This window comes from Ruminococcus albus 7 = DSM 20455 (genome assembly GCF_000179635.2).
In the GTDB taxonomy this organism is placed as follows: domain Bacteria; phylum Bacillota; class Clostridia; order Oscillospirales; family Ruminococcaceae; genus Hominimerdicola; species Hominimerdicola alba.
This window is the reverse complement of sequence record NC_014833.1, coordinates 2,188,028-2,209,718: the sequence shown is the minus strand read 5'-3', so window position 1 is coordinate 2,209,718 and position 21,691 is coordinate 2,188,028. Positions and strand designations below refer to the sequence as shown.

The 21,691-nt window shown below is 42.4% G+C and carries 19 protein-coding genes; 10 read left to right on the top strand and 9 right to left on the bottom strand.

From position 1 onward, the window contains the following. Positions 1–205: 205 nt before the first annotated feature. Both RUMAL_RS09885 and RUMAL_RS09880 read left to right on the top strand, forming a co-directional pair. Positions 206–2,503 (top strand): helix-turn-helix domain-containing protein, encoded by a 2,298-nt coding sequence (locus tag RUMAL_RS09885; protein WP_013498604.1) that lies wholly within the window; start codon positions 206–208, stop codon positions 2,501–2,503. 30 nt (positions 2,504–2,533) lie between these two features. Continuing rightward, positions 2,534–3,409, top strand: a complete 876-nt coding sequence (locus RUMAL_RS09880) for an IS1595 family transposase (protein ID WP_013497477.1) — start codon at positions 2,534–2,536, stop codon at positions 3,407–3,409. 135 nt (positions 3,410–3,544) lie between these two features. Here the strand turns inward: RUMAL_RS09880 and RUMAL_RS09875 are convergent, their stop codons facing one another. After that, the gene (locus RUMAL_RS09875; RefSeq protein WP_013498603.1) at positions 3,545–5,872 is read right to left on the bottom strand and encodes a family 43 glycosylhydrolase; all 2,328 of its coding nucleotides are present in this window, start codon (positions 5,870–5,872) and stop codon (positions 3,545–3,547) included. 696 nt (positions 5,873–6,568) lie between these two features. Here RUMAL_RS09875 and RUMAL_RS09870 point away from each other — a divergent pair. Genes RUMAL_RS09870 through RUMAL_RS09855 form a run of 4 tightly spaced genes read left to right on the top strand, consistent with a single transcriptional unit; the run spans position 6,569 to position 10,784 of the window. Further along, positions 6,569–6,910 (top strand): NifB/NifX family molybdenum-iron cluster-binding protein, encoded by a 342-nt coding sequence (locus tag RUMAL_RS09870; protein ID WP_013498602.1) that lies wholly within the window; start codon positions 6,569–6,571, stop codon positions 6,908–6,910. Between the two features lie 17 nt (positions 6,911–6,927). Next, complete coding sequence (gene cysK / locus RUMAL_RS09865) at positions 6,928–7,875, top strand: cysteine synthase A (RefSeq protein ID WP_028504449.1); 948 nt, start codon at positions 6,928–6,930, stop codon at positions 7,873–7,875. 14 nt (positions 7,876–7,889) lie between these two features. Further along, the gene (locus tag RUMAL_RS09860) at positions 7,890–9,224 is read left to right on the top strand and encodes a nitrogenase component 1 (protein ID WP_013498600.1); all 1,335 of its coding nucleotides are present in this window, start codon (positions 7,890–7,892) and stop codon (positions 9,222–9,224) included. Positions 9,225–9,230: 6 nt separating this feature from the next. Next, the gene (locus RUMAL_RS09855) at positions 9,231–10,784 is read left to right on the top strand and encodes a nitrogenase component 1 (RefSeq protein ID WP_013498599.1); all 1,554 of its coding nucleotides are present in this window, start codon (positions 9,231–9,233) and stop codon (positions 10,782–10,784) included. A 59-nt stretch (positions 10,785–10,843) separates the two neighbouring features. Here RUMAL_RS09855 and RUMAL_RS09850 read toward each other — a convergent pair whose 3' ends face one another. Then, positions 10,844–12,019: an IS110 family RNA-guided transposase gene (locus RUMAL_RS09850; protein ID WP_013497097.1), complete on the bottom strand. Its 1,176-nt coding sequence runs from the start codon at positions 12,017–12,019 to the stop codon at positions 10,844–10,846. 253 nt (positions 12,020–12,272) lie between these two features. Between RUMAL_RS09850 and RUMAL_RS09845 the strand changes: the two genes are divergently transcribed. Genes RUMAL_RS09845 through RUMAL_RS09830 form a run of 4 tightly spaced genes read left to right on the top strand, consistent with a single transcriptional unit; the run spans position 12,273 to position 15,073 of the window. After that, on the top strand, positions 12,273–13,355 hold the full coding sequence (locus RUMAL_RS09845; RefSeq protein ID WP_013498598.1) for an ABC transporter substrate-binding protein: 1,083 nt from the start codon (positions 12,273–12,275) through the stop codon (positions 13,353–13,355). Between the two features lie 31 nt (positions 13,356–13,386). Continuing rightward, entirely contained in the window at positions 13,387–14,166 is a 780-nt protein-coding gene (locus tag RUMAL_RS09840; RefSeq protein WP_013498597.1) for an ABC transporter ATP-binding protein, read from the top strand. Then, complete coding sequence (locus RUMAL_RS09835) at positions 14,163–14,390, top strand: hypothetical protein (protein WP_028504406.1); 228 nt, start codon at positions 14,163–14,165, stop codon at positions 14,388–14,390. The genes RUMAL_RS09840 and RUMAL_RS09835 overlap by 4 nt, the downstream gene beginning before the upstream one ends. A 44-nt stretch (positions 14,391–14,434) precedes the next feature. Next, the gene (locus RUMAL_RS09830) at positions 14,435–15,073 is read left to right on the top strand and encodes an ABC transporter permease (protein ID WP_080557288.1); all 639 of its coding nucleotides are present in this window, start codon (positions 14,435–14,437) and stop codon (positions 15,071–15,073) included. 217 nt (positions 15,074–15,290) lie between these two features. On the opposite strand, the gene RUMAL_RS09825 is transcribed toward RUMAL_RS09830, so the two are convergent. Genes RUMAL_RS09825 through RUMAL_RS09795 form a run of 7 tightly spaced genes read right to left on the bottom strand, consistent with a single transcriptional unit; the run spans position 15,291 to position 21,691 of the window. Continuing rightward, a complete protein-coding gene (locus RUMAL_RS09825; RefSeq protein WP_013498596.1) occupies positions 15,291–16,001 on the bottom strand; it encodes a thioesterase II family protein in 711 nt (236 codons plus the stop codon). A 1-nt stretch (position 16,002) separates the two neighbouring features. Further along, positions 16,003–16,254 (bottom strand): acyl carrier protein, encoded by a 252-nt coding sequence (locus RUMAL_RS09820; protein WP_013498595.1) that lies wholly within the window; start codon positions 16,252–16,254, stop codon positions 16,003–16,005. 2 nt (positions 16,255–16,256) lie between these two features. Continuing rightward, positions 16,257–17,816: a class I adenylate-forming enzyme family protein gene (locus tag RUMAL_RS09815; protein WP_013498594.1), complete on the bottom strand. Its 1,560-nt coding sequence runs from the start codon at positions 17,814–17,816 to the stop codon at positions 16,257–16,259. Then, on the bottom strand, positions 17,813–18,937 hold the full coding sequence (locus RUMAL_RS09810; RefSeq protein ID WP_013498593.1) for an alpha/beta hydrolase: 1,125 nt from the start codon (positions 18,935–18,937) through the stop codon (positions 17,813–17,815). The genes RUMAL_RS09815 and RUMAL_RS09810 overlap by 4 nt, the downstream gene beginning before the upstream one ends. 15 nt (positions 18,938–18,952) lie before the next feature. Further along, entirely contained in the window at positions 18,953–19,315 is a 363-nt protein-coding gene (locus RUMAL_RS09805; RefSeq protein WP_242843383.1) for a tautomerase family protein, read from the bottom strand. 7 nt (positions 19,316–19,322) lie between these two features. After that, entirely contained in the window at positions 19,323–20,531 is a 1,209-nt protein-coding gene (locus tag RUMAL_RS09800; protein WP_013498591.1) for a beta-ketoacyl-[acyl-carrier-protein] synthase family protein, read from the bottom strand. 35 nt (positions 20,532–20,566) lie between these two features. Next, the gene (locus RUMAL_RS09795; protein WP_013498590.1) at positions 20,567–21,691 is read right to left on the bottom strand and encodes a 3-hydroxyacyl-CoA dehydrogenase NAD-binding domain-containing protein; all 1,125 of its coding nucleotides are present in this window, start codon (positions 21,689–21,691) and stop codon (positions 20,567–20,569) included.

The following is a 21,691-nucleotide window of genomic DNA, read 5'->3' as shown; positions in this document are numbered from 1 at the left end:
TTCCAGTGAATTCTATGAATTTTTTTACGGTGAGTGCTCTATTCGTACCATGCTAAATGGTTGAATATACAATTTCATCAACGATAATTAAAGCTTATTGAGTACTAAAATAATTATAAAAGGTATTGCCAGATCCGTTAAATTGCGTTATAATAATTATAAATCTTGGCATTCAGACAGATCACGACGAAAGGGGAGTAATTTTATGGCGATCGGACGTATTGCTGTTATAATCTCAGAGATTTTTGATCCTCTTGATTATGAACTGCTCAACGGCATTCATGCAAAGGCAAGCTCACTTGGCTATGACACAATATGTCTTACGGGCATAAGAGATGTGCGGCTCTCAAATAATAACCATGTTGTTTCAGATAAAATGGATAATGTATATACCCTGATAAATTCAACGAAATTTGATGGGATCATATTTATAGCTGAGAGCTTTTACAGTAATAATACTGAACAAATGATCTTCTCTATGCTTCGTCAGATCTCTGTTCCAATTGTTGTGATAGGAAGAAAACAGGAAGGTTTTAATACTATACGCTCCGATCAGCGTTCGGACATACGTCGGCTTACAGAGCATCTGATAGAACAACATAATTGCAGACACTTTGCCTTTGTGAGCGGATTTAAAGGAGAATTCAATTCAGAAGAACGTTATGCGGGATTTCTGGAAGCATTAGCCGATGCAGGACTTGACTTTTGCGAGGAAAAAGATCTTTACTTTGGAGAATTTTGGAAGCAGCCCTCAGAACTGATCGGCAGAGAGATAGCTGCCGGGAGAGAAAGTCTTCCTGATGCGATCGTGTGTGCAAGCGATCTTATGGCTATATATCTTAGTGAAGGACTTATTGCCTCAGGTATCCGGGTGCCTGAAGATATAAAGATCACAGGGTATGACGGGGAATGGTATGCTGTGTTGCACACACCTTCGATCACTACCGTGTCAGGTTGCAAATTCGATGAAGGACAGCGTGCTGTTACAGAACTGTATTATTATATGACCGGAACAATTTCCCATGAAGCTGATATTGCAAGCAGGCTCTGCTTTGGTACAAGCTGCGGCTGCAAGTCTGATTTAAAATATTCAAGCAAAACTGTAAATAAAAAAAACTGGATAGAGCGAGAACTTCTCAATATCATAGACAAACATCTGACAAGCGGTAGGTACCTGAATAATGATATATCAGATCATGTCAGCCGAGCGGATACATTTGACAGTTTGATACAAAGGATACATGACAGCGCGGAATCATTGCAAGGATGGTACCGTATCTCCATCTGTCTCTGCAGTGATTGGAGATTTGATTTTGAAAGGCCCGATATTTACAGAAGAGAAGGATTTTCTGATACAATGCAGCTTGTAATGGATTATAACAGATATGCACAGAATGTGGATTCTCAGAGTTTCCCAATAACACATCTTCTGCCGATGCTTGAGCAGGATCATTCTCCTGTTCTTGTTACCATATCTGCACTGAATAACGGAGATCAGATTTTAGGATATACAGCTTTTTACTATTATGATGTTGACAGTATCAATTACGATGCGCAGTTTATGAACTGGAACAATACAGCAGCGATCGGATTTCGTTTGATACAGCAAAAACTCTATCAGGAATATAAGCAAAGAAAAAATAACGTGATTTCCACGATCGATCCGGCAACAGGATTCTACAACCAGCGAGGCTTTTTTGAACTGCTGGCTGCAATAGATAAGGGCGAATGTATCTTATGGCTTTTCGGGTTATACGATGATAATGATATACTTACAGATCAGAATGACTATCACTTTTTTTCAACTGCACTCAGGCTTTCATCTGAAAAGGATGAAATTATAGCTGCGCTGGGAAATCATCTTTTTGCTGTTGTATTCAAAAAGAGCGCTATTTCAGCAGAAAGTTGGAAATTCCAGCGATTGCTCCGCTGTATGTATGAAGCAGAACGGCTTCAGCCATTAGATAAGTACAGCAGATTACCATGTGTGCTGTCTATCAGTACACTACTTGACGGAACAGCTGAACAAAAGCAGCTGAAAGCTGCAGAAATAGCTGAATTAGCAAAGCAGCGGCTGAGTTCGGGAGATCATGAATCGTTGAAATCTGATCTGTTATGGTTAAAGATACGAGTATGGCTTCATCCTGAAACAGATCTTTCTGTTGAAGATATGGCGCAGGAACTTCATATCAGCCCAACCTATTTACACCGAATTTACAAGAAAGAGTTCGGTATAAGTGCAAAAGAAGATGTGATACTTGCACGCATCGAAAAAGCAAAACAATTGCTTGTGTCATCAGGTTTATCTGTAAATGAGATCGCTGAACAATGCGGTTATCATGAACCAAGCCACTTTATGCGACAGTTTCGTGATAGAGTGGGGATGACTGCAATGGGATACAGAAAACATAATTCAAAACATGGTTATCCCTTTAACACACCACAGATAATTTACAATGCTGTCCAAATAAACAGACCTCAAAAACCGAAAAATATTGTATAATAGTGACAGAAACCGAAGGGAGCTGTCGCTATGTCAAAAAGATTTCCGAAACCTGAGATCACACTTGATGGGATATACTCAAAGTTCGCAGATGAAAGCTTTTGCAAGGATTTTCTGCTTGATATCCGCTTTGAAAAGGGCTTTGCCTGTCCGTTTTGCGGTGGCTCTGAGTACCGCAGGATAAGGTCACGCCATCAGCTGCGCTGCAAGTTCTGTAAAGCAGATATATCCGCCACAAACGGAACTTTTATGCACAGAACACATATTCCGCTCAGACTGTGGATAGTCACCGCATTCCTCATTATGAGCAACAAATGCAGTGTTTCTGCTGTTACGCTGATGAGGTCTTTGGGGGTGACCTACAAGACTGCATGGTACATCCTTCATCGCATCAGAAAAGCTATGAAATGCCGTGAAGAACGCTATTTGCTTGACGGGATCGTTGAACTTGATGACACGTATCTCGGTGCTCCGACTCACGGTAAAAAGCGTGGTAGAGGTACTGAAAAAGTCAAAATGATCGTAGCTTTATCAAAGAACTCAGCAGGAAATCCCGAGTACGTTAAAATGAGCGATGTGCCGAATTTAAAGGGTATAACTGTTGGTAGATTTGCCAGGGATAATATCCGCGCAGGCTCGAAGATCGAGAGTGATAATGCTCGAAGTTACAAGAAACCGTTGGCACAGAAATACTTCCATGTTTTTGAAACATATGATCCGACAAGCGGTCAGCTGAACTGGATGCATAAAGTTATATCAAACTTCAAAGCAATGATCATGGGAACTTACCACGGAAACGAAAAGATCCACACAGCGTTATATGCTGCCGAATACTGCTACAAATTCAACCGTCGTAAGCTGGGAAACAGTGCGTATTTAAGGCTTTTGGCTGCTTTGGTGCAGTAATCTTACTTGTGGTGTGTTAAGGGGATAACCATAATTCAAAATAATCAATGTATTCCTCCGCTTAATGAATAACTGAAAATAATTAAAGGGAACTGATGCGTATTTGCAGCAGCTCCCTTTTTTTCTGGTATTCTATTATCTTACAGTCACTGTAACTGCGTGCTTGATAGCTTCCGCAACGCCCCATACACCGTTTACTTTCGCAGCCACCGCAACCTTATAGGTTTTACCGGCTGTGAGATTCTTTGGAGTGATATAGCTTGTTGCTGAACCCGCGATACTCTGGGTCTGTATCCTCCACTTACCGGCAATATATACTGCGATACCGTAATTTTGTGCACCGGCTACAGGTTGCCAGTTAAACCTTATCTGGTGATATTTTTCGTTGTACTCTACAAGATATACATAAGGATAAACAGGCTTTGAAATTGTATTCTCTGCAGCTTTGAATATAAACTTCTGACCGTCACCGCCCCAGTATTCCCACTGGCAGATATTCGCACCTGCGTCCTTGCTTATATTGTATACGTCAAGTCCTGCCTTGCAGCCAGACACAGCTGATAGCACAGCCATATTTCCGTTTCCGTCATCGAGTATACGGAATTTCTGAGAATTGCTGCCGTTATAATCAGCAATAAGTATATCAGCGCCGTTTTCAGTACTGCTGTTTGCAACAGTCAGTGCCTTGCCGTCAGAAGTTCTAAGAGTGTACCAACCCTCGCTGTCCGCGATAACTTTCCAAACCTGTTCACCAGTATTCTGTTCAGCACTGCCACTGTTTTTAGAAGTATCAGCATTAAGGTATAGACCACTGTTCAAATTCTTTATGGTATACGAACCGTTACTTATCGGTGTTTTATTAACTATATCTTCCGAAGGAACATAAGCAGTTTTCTTACTACCCCAAATGCAGATGTTTATGCCTGTGGCAGTAAATGTCATTTTCTTGACTTCCTGAGCCGATTCATCATTCTGTACGATAAATGCGCCTTTGTAGGTCACTCCTCCCCATGTAAAACTCATGTAAGGTGTACCGTTCTTCGTTATTTTCCATGTTGCGCTGATATCACCCGTGACAGTACCGTCTGCTTTTAATGTGATATTGATAGGCTTTTCTACATCAGCTGATTTCTCATTAACAAATTTCTGGTTCGGATTATGCCAGATAAGCTCATAATCACCAACTATAGCTTCCATTGTATGACCGTTGGCAGACAATGTTTCGCCTGAGTATTCATACGATGTAGCTGTCGGCCAGCCATCTTCGTTCATAATCATTTGATGAACACGTACTTCGTGTCCGCCATAGTTATCATCAAATTTGTTGTGATAGATACAAAATAGCTTACCGTCATCATCCATGAGGACGGAGTTGTGTCCCTGAGCTGTATTTGGTTTTGAATTGCAGCTCCACTGGTAGTTACTCATCAAACGCTCACCGACATTGCCCGCTATATTGTCTCCGCCTTGTGCAAATATAGCAGAATTACCATTCTGGTCAATGTATGGACCCTGTGGTTTATCACTGCGGAAGATACGCATGTTGTATCCGCCCTTGTTGTTGAAATAGCCGTAGGATAAGAAAAGATAGTAATATCCCTTATTGGTTGCGGGATCTTTCATATATTCAATGTAAGGACCCTCACCTGATACCCAGTGACCTCCTGCTACGTGGATACCCATATAGGCATCAGACTGTACGGCTCCTCCACTTGACGTCGTTTTATATTTTACGTTATAATCTCGCAGACCTGTTTTTTCATCCAGTTCCAGCATATATATACCACCGAACCACGAGCCGTATACCATCCACAGTTTACCGTCTTCGTCATAAAAGGTGCATGGGTCGATTGCATTTGTGCCGTATTCGGCATTCCATCTTCCGCTGCTGTTCAGGTAACGGCTGAGATCGGGGTTGCTTCCAAGAACTTTTTGAACATCTGTATTTTTGTAGTTGTTGGCAGAATTAGCAGGTTTTGTTTCAAAACCGGAATATACGATAGTTCCACTGTATGAATATGGACCTTCAATATTGTCTGATGTACACAGCACAATAGATGAATGCCAGTCTACCCCGTTTACTGAAAGGTACATACAATATTTCTTCATCAATGGATTATAGATTATATCAGGTGCCCACAAATTTCCCGAAAGATCATAGTTCGCGCTGGTGTTCGACCATTTTTCAGGAATGGCAAGATCAGTATATATATTATTAAAAAAAGTAGTCCTCGTAGAACCAAGATATGAATTTGCTGCCGATGTCCAGTTCATAAGATCAGATGAGCGCGCAGCCCCGAGGTGTGAACCGATAATGAAATAACTTCCGTCTTTCAGTTTGACGATCGATGGATCATGAACAGATACCCTGGTGTAATTTCCTGCACTTGTTGTAATGGAAAGCGCTGTCGTGCTTACCATTACTGATGCAATTACAGAAGCGATGATATGTTTGAATTTCATGGATATTCCTCCTTATTATGGATAGTTAATGCAGAATCCTTCCGCTGCGATTATAATTGTACTTCAATTTAATAATTTTAACAATAGATTATCCTGCTTTTTTTATTACATATCCTGCACAATCATCTTCAAATCTCACACTCTGTAGCAGTACTATTTTAGTTTCATGAGTAAAACTAAAATATAGAAGGGAAGTACCATGTAAATTCAAAAAGAAATAGATCATAAGGAGTCTTTGTTGTCATTTTACGTTTTTATTGGTGCATTTCGGACTGCGAACAAAGCCGTATTATGTTGTGTTTTTTAGGCTTGGTGATATCAATTATCACAGATCAGTAGTTAAATGGAATGATCCAAAAAGTGTTGATCAGCTTAATGACTAGAAAAGCTCTGTTTCAAGAGATGTAACGTTATCACGTATTTAGTATTTAACGCATTTCCTTTTACAGCAAAACCTGTAAATCCAAGGAATTTTACTACAAAGAGATATTTTACTCATACCTTATTAACAAATTTAGGCATATTAGTTATTGAAAGTCAAATGTTATAATAACGTTGCTCTATATTTTAGTTGACGGAAGGAATTTTTATGATATAATTAAAATCAATAAAGTAAGATATGATATATTAATCAAATCTATAAGATATGAATTTTAACAATAACTATAAATGAATTTGATAAGGAGAGTAAATTTTATGAGCCAATATCGAATAGCAGTTGCTACGGCGGACGGACATAAAGTAGACCAGCACTTCGGTTCTGCTTCACGTTTTGATATCTATCGTATCGAAGATGATGTTTCCGCCAAGGAAAAAACAATATCCTTTGGAAATCAGGAAGGATGCAGCGGAGATCACAGAGGTGCAGAAGCAAGACTTGAACTTGTGGAAAACTGCCAGTATGTTATCGCCGCACGCATCGGGAGCAGGATACAGAGATATTTTGAGACCCAAAGAAAGAAATATTTTGAAATGCCCGGTTCTGATACTGATTATGTGATCGAAAAGATCGTAGAGTACAGAAAACGCAGCAAGTAAGGAAAGGTGATGTGATCATGTCAAAGACAGCAGAAAATCTGACAGAGCTTATAGGCAATACGCCGCTTTTGAAAATAAGCAGGCTGGCAGGAGATGACGAACTATATGCAGAGGTGTATGCAAAGCTTGAATACTTCAATCCTCTGGGAAGCGTAAAGGACAGGATAGCTCTGGCGATGATAGAAGATGCAGAGGAAAAAGGACTTTTAAAAGAAGGTTATACCATAATTGAACCCACAAGCGGAAATACAGGCATCGGGCTTGCATTTGTCGGGGCAGTCAAGGGATATAAAGTTATACTTACAATGCCCGAGAGTATGTCGGTAGAAAGACGCAGGCTGGTAACTCAGCTTGGGGCAAAGGTTATTCTTACTCCTGCGGCAGAGGGTATGAAGGGTGCTATCCGCAAGGCGGAAGAACTCAATGCGGTGATAGAGGATTCATTTATCCCACAGCAGTTCGATAACCCTGTAAATCCGGAAATACATACAAAAACTACTGCACAGGAGATCATAAGAGATACCGATGGTAAGGTGGATTACTTCGTTGCAGGAGTGGGTACCGGCGGAACTGTAACAGGTACAGGCAGAGCTCTTAAACAGAATGATCCCGATACAAAAGTTATAGCAGTTGAACCCTATGATTCCTCTGTTCTTTCGGGTGAAGCTCCCGGACCTCATGCGATACAGGGTATAGGTGCCGGATTTGTTCCGCATATCTTTGACAGAGAAGTAATTGATGAGATATTCAGGGTGAAGAACAAGGAAGCTCTGGAAACTGCACGAACAGCGGCAAGACTTGAGGGACTGCTGGTGGGTATCTCATCGGGTGCAGCATTGTTTGCCGCTATCGAACTTGCTAAACGCAAAGAGAATAAAGGCAAGCGCATAGTTGTGCTTCTGCCTGATACGGGAGAACGTTACCTTAGTACCGCACTTTTCGATCAGCCTGCGGAACTTGCGTGATAAGGAGGGATATCATGTCATTTATTGAAAGACCAAGGTTTTCATGTATGCTGGGAGGCGCACTAGCAACTCTCACCTCTCTTCCGAGAGTAATACCTATAATACACGGAGCACAGGGCTGCGGCGGTCAGCTGACAAATTCATTTGCTTACGGCGGATATCTGGGAGTTGGTTATTGCGGCGGTGCTTCACTTCCCAGTTCAAATGTAAGTGAAAAGGAGATCATCTTTGGTGGTGCTGAGAAGCTCAGAAAAGAGATACTTGCGGCCTACGATGTAATGGACGGCGATCTTTTTGTAGTAGTTACAAGCTGTATGACCGATCTTATCGGTGATGATGTTGAAGCGGTCATCAGCGAGGTAGAAAGACCCGAGTATCCTCTGATATTCGTTGATACAGGCGGATTCAAGGGCAATTCTTACTATGGTTATGATATCGTGATAAAGAGCTTTTTTGAACAGTACATACCCGTAACAAAAGAAAAAGATGAAAAGCTTGTTAATCTGCTTGGACTTGTACCTGCATACGATCCGTTTTTCAGGGGCGACCTTGAAGAGATAAGGAGAATACTCTCACTTATCGGTGTTAAAGCAACTACCTTTGTAACACTCGACCAGACAATCGAGGATATCAGAAATGCCGGTAAAGCAGCTTTGAATATCGTTCTTTCACCTGTAAACGGAATAAGAGCTGCAAAGGCGGCTAAGGAAAAGCACGGTATAGATTATATAGTTACCGATCTTCCTATCGGCAGCAATGCTTCAGTTAAGTTTGCAATTGAAATAGCAGAAAAGCTTGGCATTGACAGGGAATTTGCTGAAAAAGCTCTTGAAAAAGAAGTTGAGCGTTATTACAGCTATGTTGACAGAGCAACCGACGTTATTGCAGATACGGATTTCCAGAACTATGCAGTGGTAGTCAACAATGCGACACAGGCACTCTCTTATGCACAATATCTTGATAACGAGATAGGCTGGCTTCCCGAGTATGTATTTATAACCGATGAGCTTAGGGAGAAAAATAAGGAGATCATTCGCCAACATTTTGAAGAACTGCCTTTTGAATATCGTCCGAAGCTTGTATTTGAAACGGATACCTCAAAGATACAGCAGTACATCACACAGAATGACCCTCAGTTTTTGTCGGATACCTATTATGAAAAACTTGAGCCTGCATTCGTTCTTGGCAGTTCCATCGACAGAAAGCTTTCACAGGTACTGAACGGAAATTTCCTGAATATAAGCTTTCCTGCAATGAGCCGTATCATACTCAATAAAACATACGCAGGCTTCAACGGCGGACTTGCACTGCTGGAAGATCTGATAACAGCACAGGTATCGGGGAGGTAAAGATATATGAAATTCGATGTAAATTTTGATGTGCAGGTACCAAATCCCAGAGAAAGGCAGAGAGCCACAGCCTATGCTTTCGGCGGATGTACAAGTGATCTCAGGAGCGGTTCATGCGCAGGATGTCTTGGTAGATGCGACCGCAGCTTTACGCAGGCTATGTTCTGCCAGATGGGTGTTTCGACACTGATTTCATTCTCGACAAAGGATTCCGTCGTAATAATGCATGGTCCTGTTGGCTGCGGTTCACAGTCCCATGGTATTGATTTCAGCATAAAGCAGTACGGTGCTGCACGCGGAGTGAAGATGGAAGGTGTAAGATGGCTGAGTACAAATCTGACAGAGACTGACGTTATCAGCGGCGGAAATGAAAAGCTTTACGATACCATTATCGAAGCCGACAGACGCTTCCGTCCCACAGCTATATTTGTCTGCAATACCTGCGCCCCCGGAGTTATCGGAGATGATATAGAAAGCGTTGTTAACCATGCTCAGGAGCAGGTAACAGCAACAGTTGTACCGCTCCATTGTCCCGGTTTCGGTGCGAAGGTATTTTCTTCGGCGTATGATGTTGTGTACCACGGCATAATGCACAGGTTTGGCTTTGAGCCTAAAAAATATATCGACTATACCCCATTTGACAAGAGCGATCCCGACTACGAGATCAAAAAGCAGCGCTACGAATACAAAAAGAGCCGCACTGTGACCCTGTATAACGCATGGTCCATTGGTCCCGGAGATGAAAAGGAGATCAAGAGACTTTTGAATGCTTTGGGGATCAATGTCAATATATTCGTTGAATACAAAGAGCCCGATGACTGGAGGTTTATTACCGAGACTGCACTGAATGTAAGCTTTTGTCATGTACATGATGTATATTTCCTTGAGTATCTGAAAAGGGAATTCGGTATACCATATATACTCCCCACAATCCCTATAGGTACAGATCAGACAGTAAAGTTCATAAAAGCCATAGCTGAATTTTTCGGCCTTGAAAAAGAAGCAGATTTTCTGCTGAAAAAGGAAACTGAAAAGCTGAAAAAGGCGCTGGTACCAATAAGAAAAAATGTAGAGGGAAAGAGCGTTCTGATAAGCGGCGGTTTTCTACGTATTGGTGCAACGGGACTTCTGGCAGATGAGATAGGACTTAAAGTTGTGGGTTTCAGAAACTTCAACTATGATGAATTCGGAGATCAGCTGTTCAGCGAGGTCCAGGAAAAGATAGGTGATGTTCAGAATGCTGTTTCAACTCAGGCAAACGAGCTAGTTAACATGGTATACAAGCTTAAACCGGATATTGCCATATCTCACCCCTCAGTAGGTGTATGGCTTGTAAAGGCAGGCGTACCTTCGCTCACATTGTTTGCACAGAGATTTACATATTTCGGTTTTACGGGAGCATACTCCCTTGCAAAGAGGATAGAGAGAACTCTGAAAAACACAGCCTATGCGCGGAATATTTCAGCACATACCAAACTTCCGTATCAGGAACAGTGGTATGGCAAGAGCCCATACCATTATATAACCGGTCTGCCCGAAACGGATAAGCCCACTATCTGATATATGCGAAAGACTAACTATCAAAAGTCAACCCCTAAAAATGAAGATTAACAAAAATTTCAAACAACAGGCTGATATGGCGAATGAGACTTTTCAAGAGCAAAAATGAGTCTGACGAGTTTCTTGACAGCGTGAGATAATGCAACATTGTAATGCTTGCCCTCGGCTCGCTTCTTGGCGAGATAATCTTTGAATGTCTTGTCCCAGGTGCAGACGAATTTGGCAGCGTTGTAGAGAGCATAGCGAAGATACTTTGAGCCGCGCTTTTCCATCTTGGCATAACAATTCGTCAGCTGTCCCGATTGGTATGTAGAGGGCGACATTCCCGCAAATGCAAGTACTTTGTCGGGTGTTGCGAAGTTTGAAAAGTCACCGACCTCTGCGAGGATCATAGCGACAGTTGAATAGCTGAGACCGGGAACGGTCAGAAGTGTAGTGTCGGTTGCATCGACCAGCTTCTTTATCTCGGTTTCTATCTCATCTATCTGCTCGGTCAGGTCAGCAATGAGCTTTATGGTGTGCCTGAGTTCCAGCGACTTTGCAGGCATTACAGAGCCGACAGAGCGTCTTGCGGCACCTCTGATCTGAATAGCTTTGTCCTTGCCGTAGTGACCTTTGGAAGTCTCTGAAAGCAGATTGGCAAGCCTTGTAAGGTGAGCATTTGCGATATGCTGCGCTGAAGGAAACTCGCTCAAAAGAGTATAGACAGACTTCATGTGCAGCGAAGGCACGAGCGCTTCAAGTTCGGGAAAGAGAATAGTCACAAGCCTTGATACGGAGGTCTTGAGCTTTGCACGCTCGGAAACCTTGTCAAATCTGTATCTGGTCATTGACTTTAGCTCTTCGCTCTGATATAATGTATTTGTGTAGGGCTTTAGGTCTACGCAAGACATTAGCATAGAAGCAATCACGCGCGCATCTGCCTTGTCTGTCTTCGTTTTACGAAGTGTAAGGCTTTTTCGGTAAAGATTAGTGTGCAAAGGGTTCAGAACGTAGGTTGGCAGGCCGTTGTTCAACAGAAATCCCAACAGATTGTAGCTGTAATGTCCCGTAGCCTCGAGTCCTACTTTTATTATGTCAAAATTTTCGGTAACGGACTTGATGTTATCAAGCAGGATATTAAAGCCGTCAAGAGTGTTTGGGATAGTGAACACATCAAAGAGTACTGTACCTTCAGAATCAACAATAAAGCAGTCATGCTTGTCCTTTGCCACATCAATACCAACAACGATCATAATGATACCTCCAAAATTATTGATGCTGTTTAGATCCACAGAGACTCTACGCTAATGTAACCTCGTTCTAAATAAACCGTCGGGCGGTATCTAACTGATCAACAAATTGCATAGAGACTGCGGTCGGAGCCTTTCGTAAACCGTCATACGGTAGGAAGATCAAACCAATCCACAGCATCTAAACAATATTATACCATAGTTCTTGGAGAGGAACTCTAAAAACTACTACTTTTATTATACGAGGAAGATATTTATGAAGAAAAGAGTAAGGAAAGCTATTGAAGTATTGATCGCAACTTCACTTCTTGTCAGCACCCTGACAGCCTGCGGAAGTTCATCGCATAAAAAAACATCGGGAAGCGGAGTAAACAAAGCGAATGTCGGTACACTTGAAGTCGCGTGGTTCCCTTCATCTATAAAGTCCGCGCTGACTACGGTTGCCTACGATCAGGGATATTTTGAAGAGGAAGGCGTGACGGTAAACTCCGATGTTCTTCTCTCCACAGCTGACAGTTTAACAGCGCTTTCAACAGGCAAAGTCGATGTAGTTCCCGTAGGTATCACATTACAGTTACAATTCATGGCTGAGGGACAGGATCTTATATTCTTCGGCGGATCGGCACAGGAGGGAGGTGCTATCATCACAAAGCCTGAAAACACTGAACAGTTTGCTGAATTATCCGGCTGGGCTGGAAAGAAATGGGCATCAGCCAGAAGCTACACGGGCGATAACATCATACGTGCAAAGCTGCGTGAGATCGGCATAGTTCCTGAACAGGATATCGAGATAGATTACCTCAATGATGATACTTCCATTGTTCAGGCGGTATCAAAGGGGCAGGTCGATGTTGGATATATCACCGCCGACGGAGTACAGACTGCAAAAAATTTCGGACTTGATCTGGGAATAAAGGTAGGTGATATAGATCCGTGCTATCCATGCTGCCGTCAGACTACTACTTCAAAGGTAGTCCAAGAAAAACATGATGAACTTGTAGCTTATCAGAGAGGTTTGATAAGAGCATACAAACTGATACTCAACGATCATGACAATGCCATAGATATTATGGTCAGACAAACGGGTCAGACAGAGGAGTATGTTACAGAAGCGCTTTACGGTGATTATGCTTCGCGCTATAACCCAGATCCTGCAAGGAACAGAGTAGTTGATTATGCAGCATATCTAATAGGCGAGGGAATAATCAAGGACGCTGACATAAGCGGAAATGTCAATACAGAGATCTTCCGCGAAGCGCTTGATCAGATACTTAAAGAATATCCTGATGATCCCGATTATATTGCTCTTAAAGAGTTCTCGGACAAATACGATGTATAAAAGATGATATTATTTTAAGGAGGAACCGATAATGAGTAAAATAGAATTTCGTAATGTTTCATTCAGCTATGAAACTGATAACAAAGCAGTAAATATCCTTGATGGTCTGAATTTTAAGGTAGAAGAGGGGGAGTTCGCTTGCCTTATCGGTCCTTCGGGCTGCGGAAAAAGCACGCTTGTATCTTTGCTGTTAGGTCTTCAGTTCCCAACAAAAGGTGAGATACTGATAAACGACAAGCCTGTTACAGGTCCCGATGTAAACAGAGGTATGGTATTTCAGCACTATTCACTTTTCCCGTGGCTTACTGCAAAAAAGAATATCATGTTCGGAATCAAAGAAGCCGGTATACTAAAAAACAGAAAAGAGATAGCAAAGAGAGCAGAGGAGTATCTTGAATTGGTCGGACTTGCTGACAGTGCTAATAAATATCCACACGAGCTTTCGGGCGGAATGCAGCAGCGTGTGGCTCTGGCAAGAGCTTTTGCGATGGATACGGACATACTTCTCATGGACGAACCATTCGGAGCTATCGACCCACAGAAGCGTATAGAATTACAGGAACTCAGCATTGAGCTTTGCAAAAAACGCGGGGAGAAAAAGACAGTGGTATTCATTACCCATGATATCGACGAAGCACTGGTCCTGGCTGACAAGGTATATTTCATGGAGCCCCATAAGATAAGGACAGAAGTAAATGTAGGTCTTCCCGCAAATACCCCAAGAGAGGAACTGATTCGACTAAACAGATACGATCAGCTTCGCCATGAGCTGCTCGACCTGTTTACAGAAGTGAAGGTGAGAACTGCATGACAGATACACGAACAATAAATACATTGGAATCACGCGATAGTGAGAAAACTTACTCTGTCGGCAAAATAATACTGAACATAGCTGTTGTTACACTTTTTGCCGGAACAGTGATAACACTTTCGTTTATAAAAGGAAAGGTCAGCGCACCGAAAAACACCGTCTATGTTGCTATCATGGGACTTATCTGGTTCTACCATACTGTCTTTTTCTTATATGGGATATAACTTTCCGTATACTTGGCAAGGGCAATCCTGTACTTAATCCACCAATGGAGAATGTATTCGAGGTGTTCCTGAAGGACAGCGAATTTATAGCAGAGGGCATAGGTCATTCTCTGATGATACTGGTGACAGGATTTTCAATAGCACTCATATCGGGAAATATACTGGGCATGATAGTGGGATGGGTAAAACGGCTCAATAATGATTTTACACCAATTGCTAAAGTACTCAGCCCTATACCGCCCATGGTATATACCCCATATCTCATCGCGCTGATGCCCACATTTACATCTGCATCGATAGCTGTAATAGGCATAGGTATGTTCTGGCCGATATTCCTTGGAATGATAAACAGGGTCGGCAGCATAAACGGAAGACTGATAGATTCTGCCAAGGCAATGAATGTAAGTACACCAACAATGCTTTTTAAGGTGATACTGCCTTACAGTATCCCATCAATTGTCGGTAATCTTAAAATACAGATCTCCACCATATTTATGATCCTAATAATGGCAGAGATGATCGGTGCAACAAGCGGACTTGGATTTTTCATAAAAAAATATTCAGACTATGCCGATTATGCCAGAGTACTTGCAGGAATATTCGTTGTAGGAACTGTGATAACCATATTGAATGTTGTGCTGGATATAGCAGAGAAAAAACTTATAAAATGGAAGCCAATATAAATGCAACTAAGTGAGCCCTTCCCTTAACCGCACTAAATTTTCATTTAGTGCGGTTAAGTCTATAAGTGCTTCTGTACTTCCTGCTGTTGAATTTCTATCTCATATCATCTATCAAATCTCGATAACTGAAAGAATCACGTAACAAAACAGACAGAGTCATTTTGGGCTCTGTCTGTTTTGTTTGTTGATCTATTTATACGGACTATTACATAACATTCTAATTAAGTCCAAGTTTATTACAGATAAGCTTGCAGACTTCCTCCTTGTGCTGAGTATAGTAGAAATGTCCGCCGCTAAATGATACTACTTCACAGTTTTTATCGGTATATCGTTTCCAGCTGCTCATGTTAGCATTTTTTAGCATTGTATCATCTGTGCCGTATATCGCCGTGATATCACAGCCAAACTGCACCTGATTCGGAGTGGTGCAGTACTTTTCAGCCATTCTAACATCATTACAGAGGATACGGTTAAGCTGTGCTACAAGCTCCGCATCGGGGATCACCGGAGAGGAATTCATACTGTTATTGTTAAAAAAATCAATTATCTCCTGATCGGTGACCTTGTTGATATCATCGAAACAATGAAGGTTTTCATCAGGAGCGTTTTTACCTGACAGAAAGATGTGTATCGGCGCAGGATGACCCTTTTCCCTTATCTGTTTTACAAATTCGGAGGCAAGGATTGTTCCCATGCTATGACCAAATATTGCGTAATCGCCATCCTTAAGAAAGTCCGGAAGCTTTTCGTTGCTGTCAAAAAGTTCACTGATACACGACTCGATATCGTGCATCAGTGGTTTGTCAGAACGGGTAAAACGCCCTGAAAGTTCCATTGTGACAACGTTCAGATCTTTTGGGAGAAAGCGTTTAAATGATGCGTAACTCTTTGCTGAACCTCCTGCGTGTGGGAAAAAGAAAAGTGTCATATTATCCCTCTATCGGTGTACCCTTTTCGTTAAGAAGATCGAAGAACTCCCCTACTCTGCTGATAGATGCTACCAATGACAGCGCAACATTCAGCTTGTATGTATCTGTAATGTGTGAACCAAGGCCGAACAGTCCGAGAGAATCAAGATACAGGTCATCAAAAACATCAGTATCCCTTGTGATCTCATCAGCATCAACACCTACATAGTCAGAAACTACCTGTCTGAATTCGTTCCAATCGAGATTATTCATAATTATTTATACTCCTTTTTTCTGAGATATTTAAACTGTATCTTACCGATGTCCTTTGGGATCTCCTCTACGAGAACTACTTTGTCGGGTACTTTGTATGCAGAGAGTTTTCCGTCAAAATAGCGTGCCAGTTCGCCTCTTGTTATCTTTTCATCGCCCTTTGGCTGAATGTAGGCAACTATTTGCTGACCGATAACCGGGTGCGGCTCATCAGTTACAGCTGCGGCAGCAATTTTGGGATGAGTGAGCAGGCAGGCTTCAACTTCTTCTGCGTGGACAAGGTTTCCGCCACGTTTGATAATACGCTTGCTGCGTCCCGCAAAACGAACTATACCTCCGGGCAGTTTATTTACAAGATCGCCTGTACAGAACCATCTTCTGCCCTGCTCATCGGTAAGTATCTTTTCGGCAGAAAGTTCTGGATTGCCAAAATACTCCGTGATTACACCGTCTGTGTATACACATAACTCTCCTGTTTCACCCTCGGCAACGTCATTCTTTTCAGCATCAATAACACGATAATCAGTGAAGTAAAGCTTCTTGAAGTCGCTGGGGTCAGTGTCACCGTCCTTAGCAGAATCCCATACTACCATAGTACAGGTCTCGGACGAACCGATTATATTTATAACACGGATATTCAGTTTCTTAACAAATGCATCAGCGATCTCCTTGGGCAGAACTTCTCCTGCAAAGTAGCATATACGAACAGATGAAAGGTCATACTTATCAAAATCGGGAGTTGAAAGCAGGACCTTTGCAAGTGTAGAGGTGAGCTGAATTATATTTACTTTGTATTTCTGAACAGTTTCAAGGAAAGAAATGGGATTGAACTGCGGCTGATACATTACGCATCCGCCCTTGAGTGCCATTTGCAGACCCATTCCGAATCCGCCCTGGTGATAGAGGGTCATGCCCAGCATCATTACATCGTCGGACTTGAATTCCAGATAATCGCCCATATCTTTCTGTGTGGAGAGAAATCCGCCTGTTGGGATAGCCAGAATCTTTGGTGTGCCGGTACTGCCTGAAGTGCAGGCGAGTGACATAGTGTGAAGATACTCAGGCTGATAGATCTCGCAGTCAGCCTCACCTAATTCAGCAGTAAATTTATCGGCAGTTGTGTAACACTCGTTCTCAGGTACTGCGCTTTCAGGCGCAAAGCATACGACCTTTGTAAGCTTGAATTCACCGGGAACGATCTGCTCCACTGCTTTTATAATATGATTTGTTCTGTATTTTTCAGCGACGAAAAGCATCTTGACTGTAGTTGCAGGGATAAGTCTGGAAAGTTCCAGCGAACCGCTTTGAGGATCAATCGGAACAGGTTGAGCGCCTATTCTTACAGCTGACCAGAAAGCAATATACCATTCAATGCTGTTAGGCATTACCAGACCTACCTTATCGTTCACACCGATGCCCAACTTTTTAAGTGCAGAACCGAATATGGCGGTTTTCTCCATGAACTGACTGTATGTCAGTGTATTCTCATCTATTCTCAGAAGGATCTTGTCAGGTGTCTCCTGAGCGTATTTGCTGTAATAATCAAAGAAATTCATGCTCATTTGGTTTCTCCTGTAAGTCTCTGTGCAATGAAATCAGCAGTTATATGCTTTACCCAATGGAACTGCTCACCTACCGGCATTGCGTGCATGATAGTTTCCTCGGAAACATAGGCAGGTCTTTCAGTAACTTCAAGTCTCTCCTTGTAACCTGTAGCCTTGCTGTAGAGGATATCATTTGCCTCGTGGGTCATCCAGTTATCGTAATCGCTGTGAACAAGGAAGAAATCGGAGCTGAGAGTACCCTCGGAGAGAACATTCATCGTTTCCATATAGTCATCATTTGTCTGGTAGGAAGTCCACTTGCCCTTCTTCATCCATATCGGTACGGAATCAAGCTTGCAATAGCATATCATAAGCGGGAAAAGTGCTACGCAGCATTTAACAGCAGGATTCTTTGCTGTTGCTCTGATAGCATAACCGCCGCCCATGCACAGACCAAAGTTAGCTATACGGGTGCTGTCCAGTTCACTGCGGCTGTCAATGAACTTGTAAATACCATCGAAAGCGGCTTCCAGTTCGTCACCGCCGCACTTCACGTTATTCCATATAACAGCGCCGCCTGTTCCGGGCATATCAGGGGTTATAACTGCAACTCCACGCTCATTAAGTGGCATTGCCAGCATATCAAGTTCCTCTTTACAGCTACCGATGCCCGAGTAGGTTATAGCGATAGGATAGCTTTCCTTGCTGCCGTCATCGGGATAGTGGATATAAGCAGGAAGCTTTCCGAAAGCTGTATCTATCTCAACGTACTCTATCTTGTTATCGCATAGTTCAGTATACTTTCTGTAGCTTTCAGCCAGGTTATTATAAATGGAGACCTTCTGCTCCAAGTCCTGAATATTAACCATATAGCAAGCGTACCAGCACTGAGCGACCATTTTAGCGTATGCTCTTGCAGAGATACGGTTTTCCTTAGCCTCGTTCTGATCACGAAGTTCTGCGTAATGAGCGATCTTCTTGCCCCATTCACCAAGCCATACAGCCTGTATTTTCTTACCGCTCATGACGTCTATCTCGTCTACTCTTTTCAAAACGTATTCTGTATCAAATGGATCACTTCCGTAAAGCATTGATCTGGTGACCACCGGGTTAAGAAGTTCTCTTATTGACCATTTCATATTATCATTCCTTTCTCATTCTGTATAGTGCCAAGCGCTCTGTCTGTCCATCTCTGTAAACTGCATATATATGCGGTAGGGATCAACTTTTGTGTGTTTTTGGATGACTGCCAGCATTGTATCTGCAAACTTTTTCATAAATCCACTTTTATCGCCGTCAAATTCCTGTGGCATAACGTAGCGGAATTCAGAGAAAAAAACGGTATCCTCAGATCTATTCATGTCCATATAGCAGTTGTCCAGCATGACCATTACAGCCGGAATGGGCTTTTTCAGAAGCTTTGCCATTTCCCCTGCAATATCATCCAGAAATTCCTTTTTAGAAACGTCGTTCATTTTGAAGTTGGTTTTCATCTGTGCGATAGGCATTTTTTCCATTCCTCTCTCAGTTATATTTTCTGAAAACTAGTGTCGCATCATGCCCGCCAAAGCCAAAAGCATTAGATACAGCAACATTGATATCCTTTTTAAGTGCTGAATTGGGTATGTAGTTCAGATCAAGCTCCGGATCAGGTTCATCGAAATGAACTGTAGGCGGTAATATGCCTTCCTCGATAGCTTTGACGCATGCGATAGCCTCAATTACGCCGCATCCGGCAAGGGTATGACCGATAGCTGCCTTTATGGAAGAAACCGGGATGTCATAGGCTTTTTCACCAAAGATCTGCTTTATCGCCATAGTCTCATAGAGATCATTTAACGTAGTAGAAGTGCCATGGGCATTGATATAACCCACTTCATCGGGAGTTATACCGGCATCTTCAAGAGCACATCTCATGGAGTATGCCATACCGGCGCCATCTGCCTGAGGTGCAGTAAGACTACTAGCTTCACAGCTTATAGATGCGCCTGCAAGTTCGCAGTATATCTTTGCTTCCCTTGACCTGGCGTGTTCCTCAGATTCCAGAACCACTGTTCCGCCGCCTTCGCCCATGATAAAGCCGTCACGGTTTTTTGTGAAAGGTCGGCTTGCCTTATTCGGATCGGGGTTTACAGACATTGCAAGAAGTTGGTTGAATCCGTCAAGTACGGCATCGTTCACCACATAAGAAAGTCCGCCCACTATTATCATATCACATAGACCTGACTGGATCAGATGCTTACCCAGAGCCATAGCATATCCTGATGAAGCACAGGCAGTACTCATATTAAATGATGGTCCTGTGATATTATGCTTGATCGCAATCATTGCGGGTATTTCGCTCTGCATACGCTTCAGTGTTATATGGGACTTATTCTCCAGCTCCACACCCTCGTAAGTATTATCCGCAAGTCCATAGATAATGCCTATCCTTGAACGGTCAAGAGAAGCGAAGTCCGCGCCGCAGTCCTCAATAGCTTCGCCAGCAGAAGCTAGGCCCATTCTTACTGCTTTGGTAGTTGCGCTTAGCATTCGTTTTTTCCAGTATTTTGAAGCTTCCTGCTCAAATGAGTCATCTACCTCGGCTGCTACTGTTGTATCATGATTTTCAGCAGGTACACGGGTTATAGTACGCATACCGCTTTTGCCTTCTATCAGCGCATTCCAGTAATCCTGGACATTATTACCCAGTGCTGTTACAGCACCTAGCCCTGTTATAACTACTTTTTTCATTTCACGTACCTCTCTGTTAGCACTCCCCTGCGGGATCACGTATAATATTTATCAAATAGATCAGGATCGTATCTGTAAGACGAAAATCCGCTCTTTTCATAGAGTTCATCGAGTGCAGACATGAGCTTTTCTGCACCATATTTTCTGTACATTTCCGGTAGTGTATCAACTGTGCCGAGAGTACATCTTACACCTTCAAGGAGAATATCAGGATTGATACAAGATTCTTCAAGCGCGAAAGATGTTTCAGCAAGGATAAATGCAGCCATATAAATAGGAGCATCGTCACAGTTTTCTACATTATCGCTCTCCTGCTCCTGACACTTGATAAAGTCAATGAAACTACGCGGACTATCCGCACAGCCCTGACTCAGCCAGTACTTCATTTGATCACAGCCATATTCCAGAAGCTGCTTATTGCGTTCCAATCGGAAATTTGTCTGATTTTCAGCCATAAGTCCAAGTCCAACGCTGTCAAGTATATCGAATACACCAGCGACGGAATACATCTTTTCCAAAGAAGCTGAAAGATCCGGAATAGAAGTGTTTAAAAAATCACAAAGATATATGCCATGTGATACCATAGCAGAAAGTATCTGATTAAGATACAAATGATAATTCCCGCGAAAACGAATACTCCTGCGTCCGCAGTCATGCACAAGGTTTTCTGCCAGTTGCAGAGCTTCTTCGGAAGTATTATCCATAAGGTTAAGTTCTACGAATTCTGCAAGTTTGACAGGGTAGAAAAAGTGCATACCCATGCAGCGCTGAGTGCCTGAAACGCCCGTGAAAACGTTCTCTATATTCAGCGACGAAGTATTTGTCATAAGCAGGCAATTATCAGAAACTATATCTGCAATATTTCTGAAAAGCGAATTTTTAGACTCAAGTTTCTCAGAAATAGTCTCGATCACTGCATCACAGTCTTTAAAGTCAGCAGGGTCACAAGTAAATCTGAAGGCAGCTTTCTTAGATTTGTATTCATCCTGAGTCAGTTTCTTCCGTCGAAGCTGTTTATCAAGAGTCTTTAATACAGAGGCAGTATACTCTTCTGCACCGGAACGGACAAGTACAGTAAATACAGCATTATCCAGATTATCGAGGAAAAGGGAGAAAATGTCTTTTCCCATTTTTCCGTACCCTGCAATTCCGATATTCAT

What these genes read in the sequence shown, in the direction of transcription:
- RUMAL_RS09810 (WP_013498593.1), bottom strand. Translation starts at nt 18,937, where the DNA reads ATGAAATGGTCAATAAGAGAACTTCTTAACCCGGTGGTCACCAGATCA.
- RUMAL_RS09825 (WP_013498596.1), bottom strand. Translation starts at nt 16,001, where the DNA reads ATGACACTTTTCTTTTTCCCACACGCAGGAGGTTCAGCAAAGAGTTAC.
- RUMAL_RS09880 (WP_013497477.1), top strand. Translation starts at nt 2,534, where the DNA reads ATGTCAAAAAGATTTCCGAAACCTGAGATCACACTTGATGGGATATAC.
- cysK (WP_028504449.1), top strand. Translation starts at nt 6,928, where the DNA reads ATGTCAAAGACAGCAGAAAATCTGACAGAGCTTATAGGCAATACGCCG.
- RUMAL_RS09885 (WP_013498604.1), top strand. Translation starts at nt 206, where the DNA reads ATGGCGATCGGACGTATTGCTGTTATAATCTCAGAGATTTTTGATCCT.
- RUMAL_RS09840 (WP_013498597.1), top strand. Translation starts at nt 13,387, where the DNA reads ATGAGTAAAATAGAATTTCGTAATGTTTCATTCAGCTATGAAACTGAT.
- RUMAL_RS09875 (WP_013498603.1), bottom strand. Translation starts at nt 5,872, where the DNA reads ATGAAATTCAAACATATCATCGCTTCTGTAATTGCATCAGTAATGGTA.
- RUMAL_RS09815 (WP_013498594.1), bottom strand. Translation starts at nt 17,816, where the DNA reads ATGAGCATGAATTTCTTTGATTATTACAGCAAATACGCTCAGGAGACA.
- RUMAL_RS09835 (WP_028504406.1), top strand. Translation starts at nt 14,163, where the DNA reads ATGACAGATACACGAACAATAAATACATTGGAATCACGCGATAGTGAG.
- RUMAL_RS09860 (WP_013498600.1), top strand. Translation starts at nt 7,890, where the DNA reads ATGTCATTTATTGAAAGACCAAGGTTTTCATGTATGCTGGGAGGCGCA.
- RUMAL_RS09830 (WP_080557288.1), top strand. Translation starts at nt 14,435, where the DNA reads ATGGAGAATGTATTCGAGGTGTTCCTGAAGGACAGCGAATTTATAGCA.
- RUMAL_RS09850 (WP_013497097.1), bottom strand. Translation starts at nt 12,019, where the DNA reads ATGATCGTTGTTGGTATTGATGTGGCAAAGGACAAGCATGACTGCTTT.
- RUMAL_RS09800 (WP_013498591.1), bottom strand. Translation starts at nt 20,531, where the DNA reads ATGAAAAAAGTAGTTATAACAGGGCTAGGTGCTGTAACAGCACTGGGT.
- RUMAL_RS09855 (WP_013498599.1), top strand. Translation starts at nt 9,231, where the DNA reads ATGAAATTCGATGTAAATTTTGATGTGCAGGTACCAAATCCCAGAGAA.
- RUMAL_RS09805 (WP_242843383.1), bottom strand. Translation starts at nt 19,315, where the DNA reads ATGGAAAAAATGCCTATCGCACAGATGAAAACCAACTTCAAAATGAAC.
- RUMAL_RS09870 (WP_013498602.1), top strand. Translation starts at nt 6,569, where the DNA reads ATGAGCCAATATCGAATAGCAGTTGCTACGGCGGACGGACATAAAGTA.
- RUMAL_RS09845 (WP_013498598.1), top strand. Translation starts at nt 12,273, where the DNA reads ATGAAGAAAAGAGTAAGGAAAGCTATTGAAGTATTGATCGCAACTTCA.
- RUMAL_RS09795 (WP_013498590.1), bottom strand. Translation starts at nt 21,691, where the DNA reads ATGAATATCGGAATTGCAGGGTACGGAAAAATGGGAAAAGACATTTTC.
- RUMAL_RS09820 (WP_013498595.1), bottom strand. Translation starts at nt 16,254, where the DNA reads ATGAATAATCTCGATTGGAACGAATTCAGACAGGTAGTTTCTGACTAT.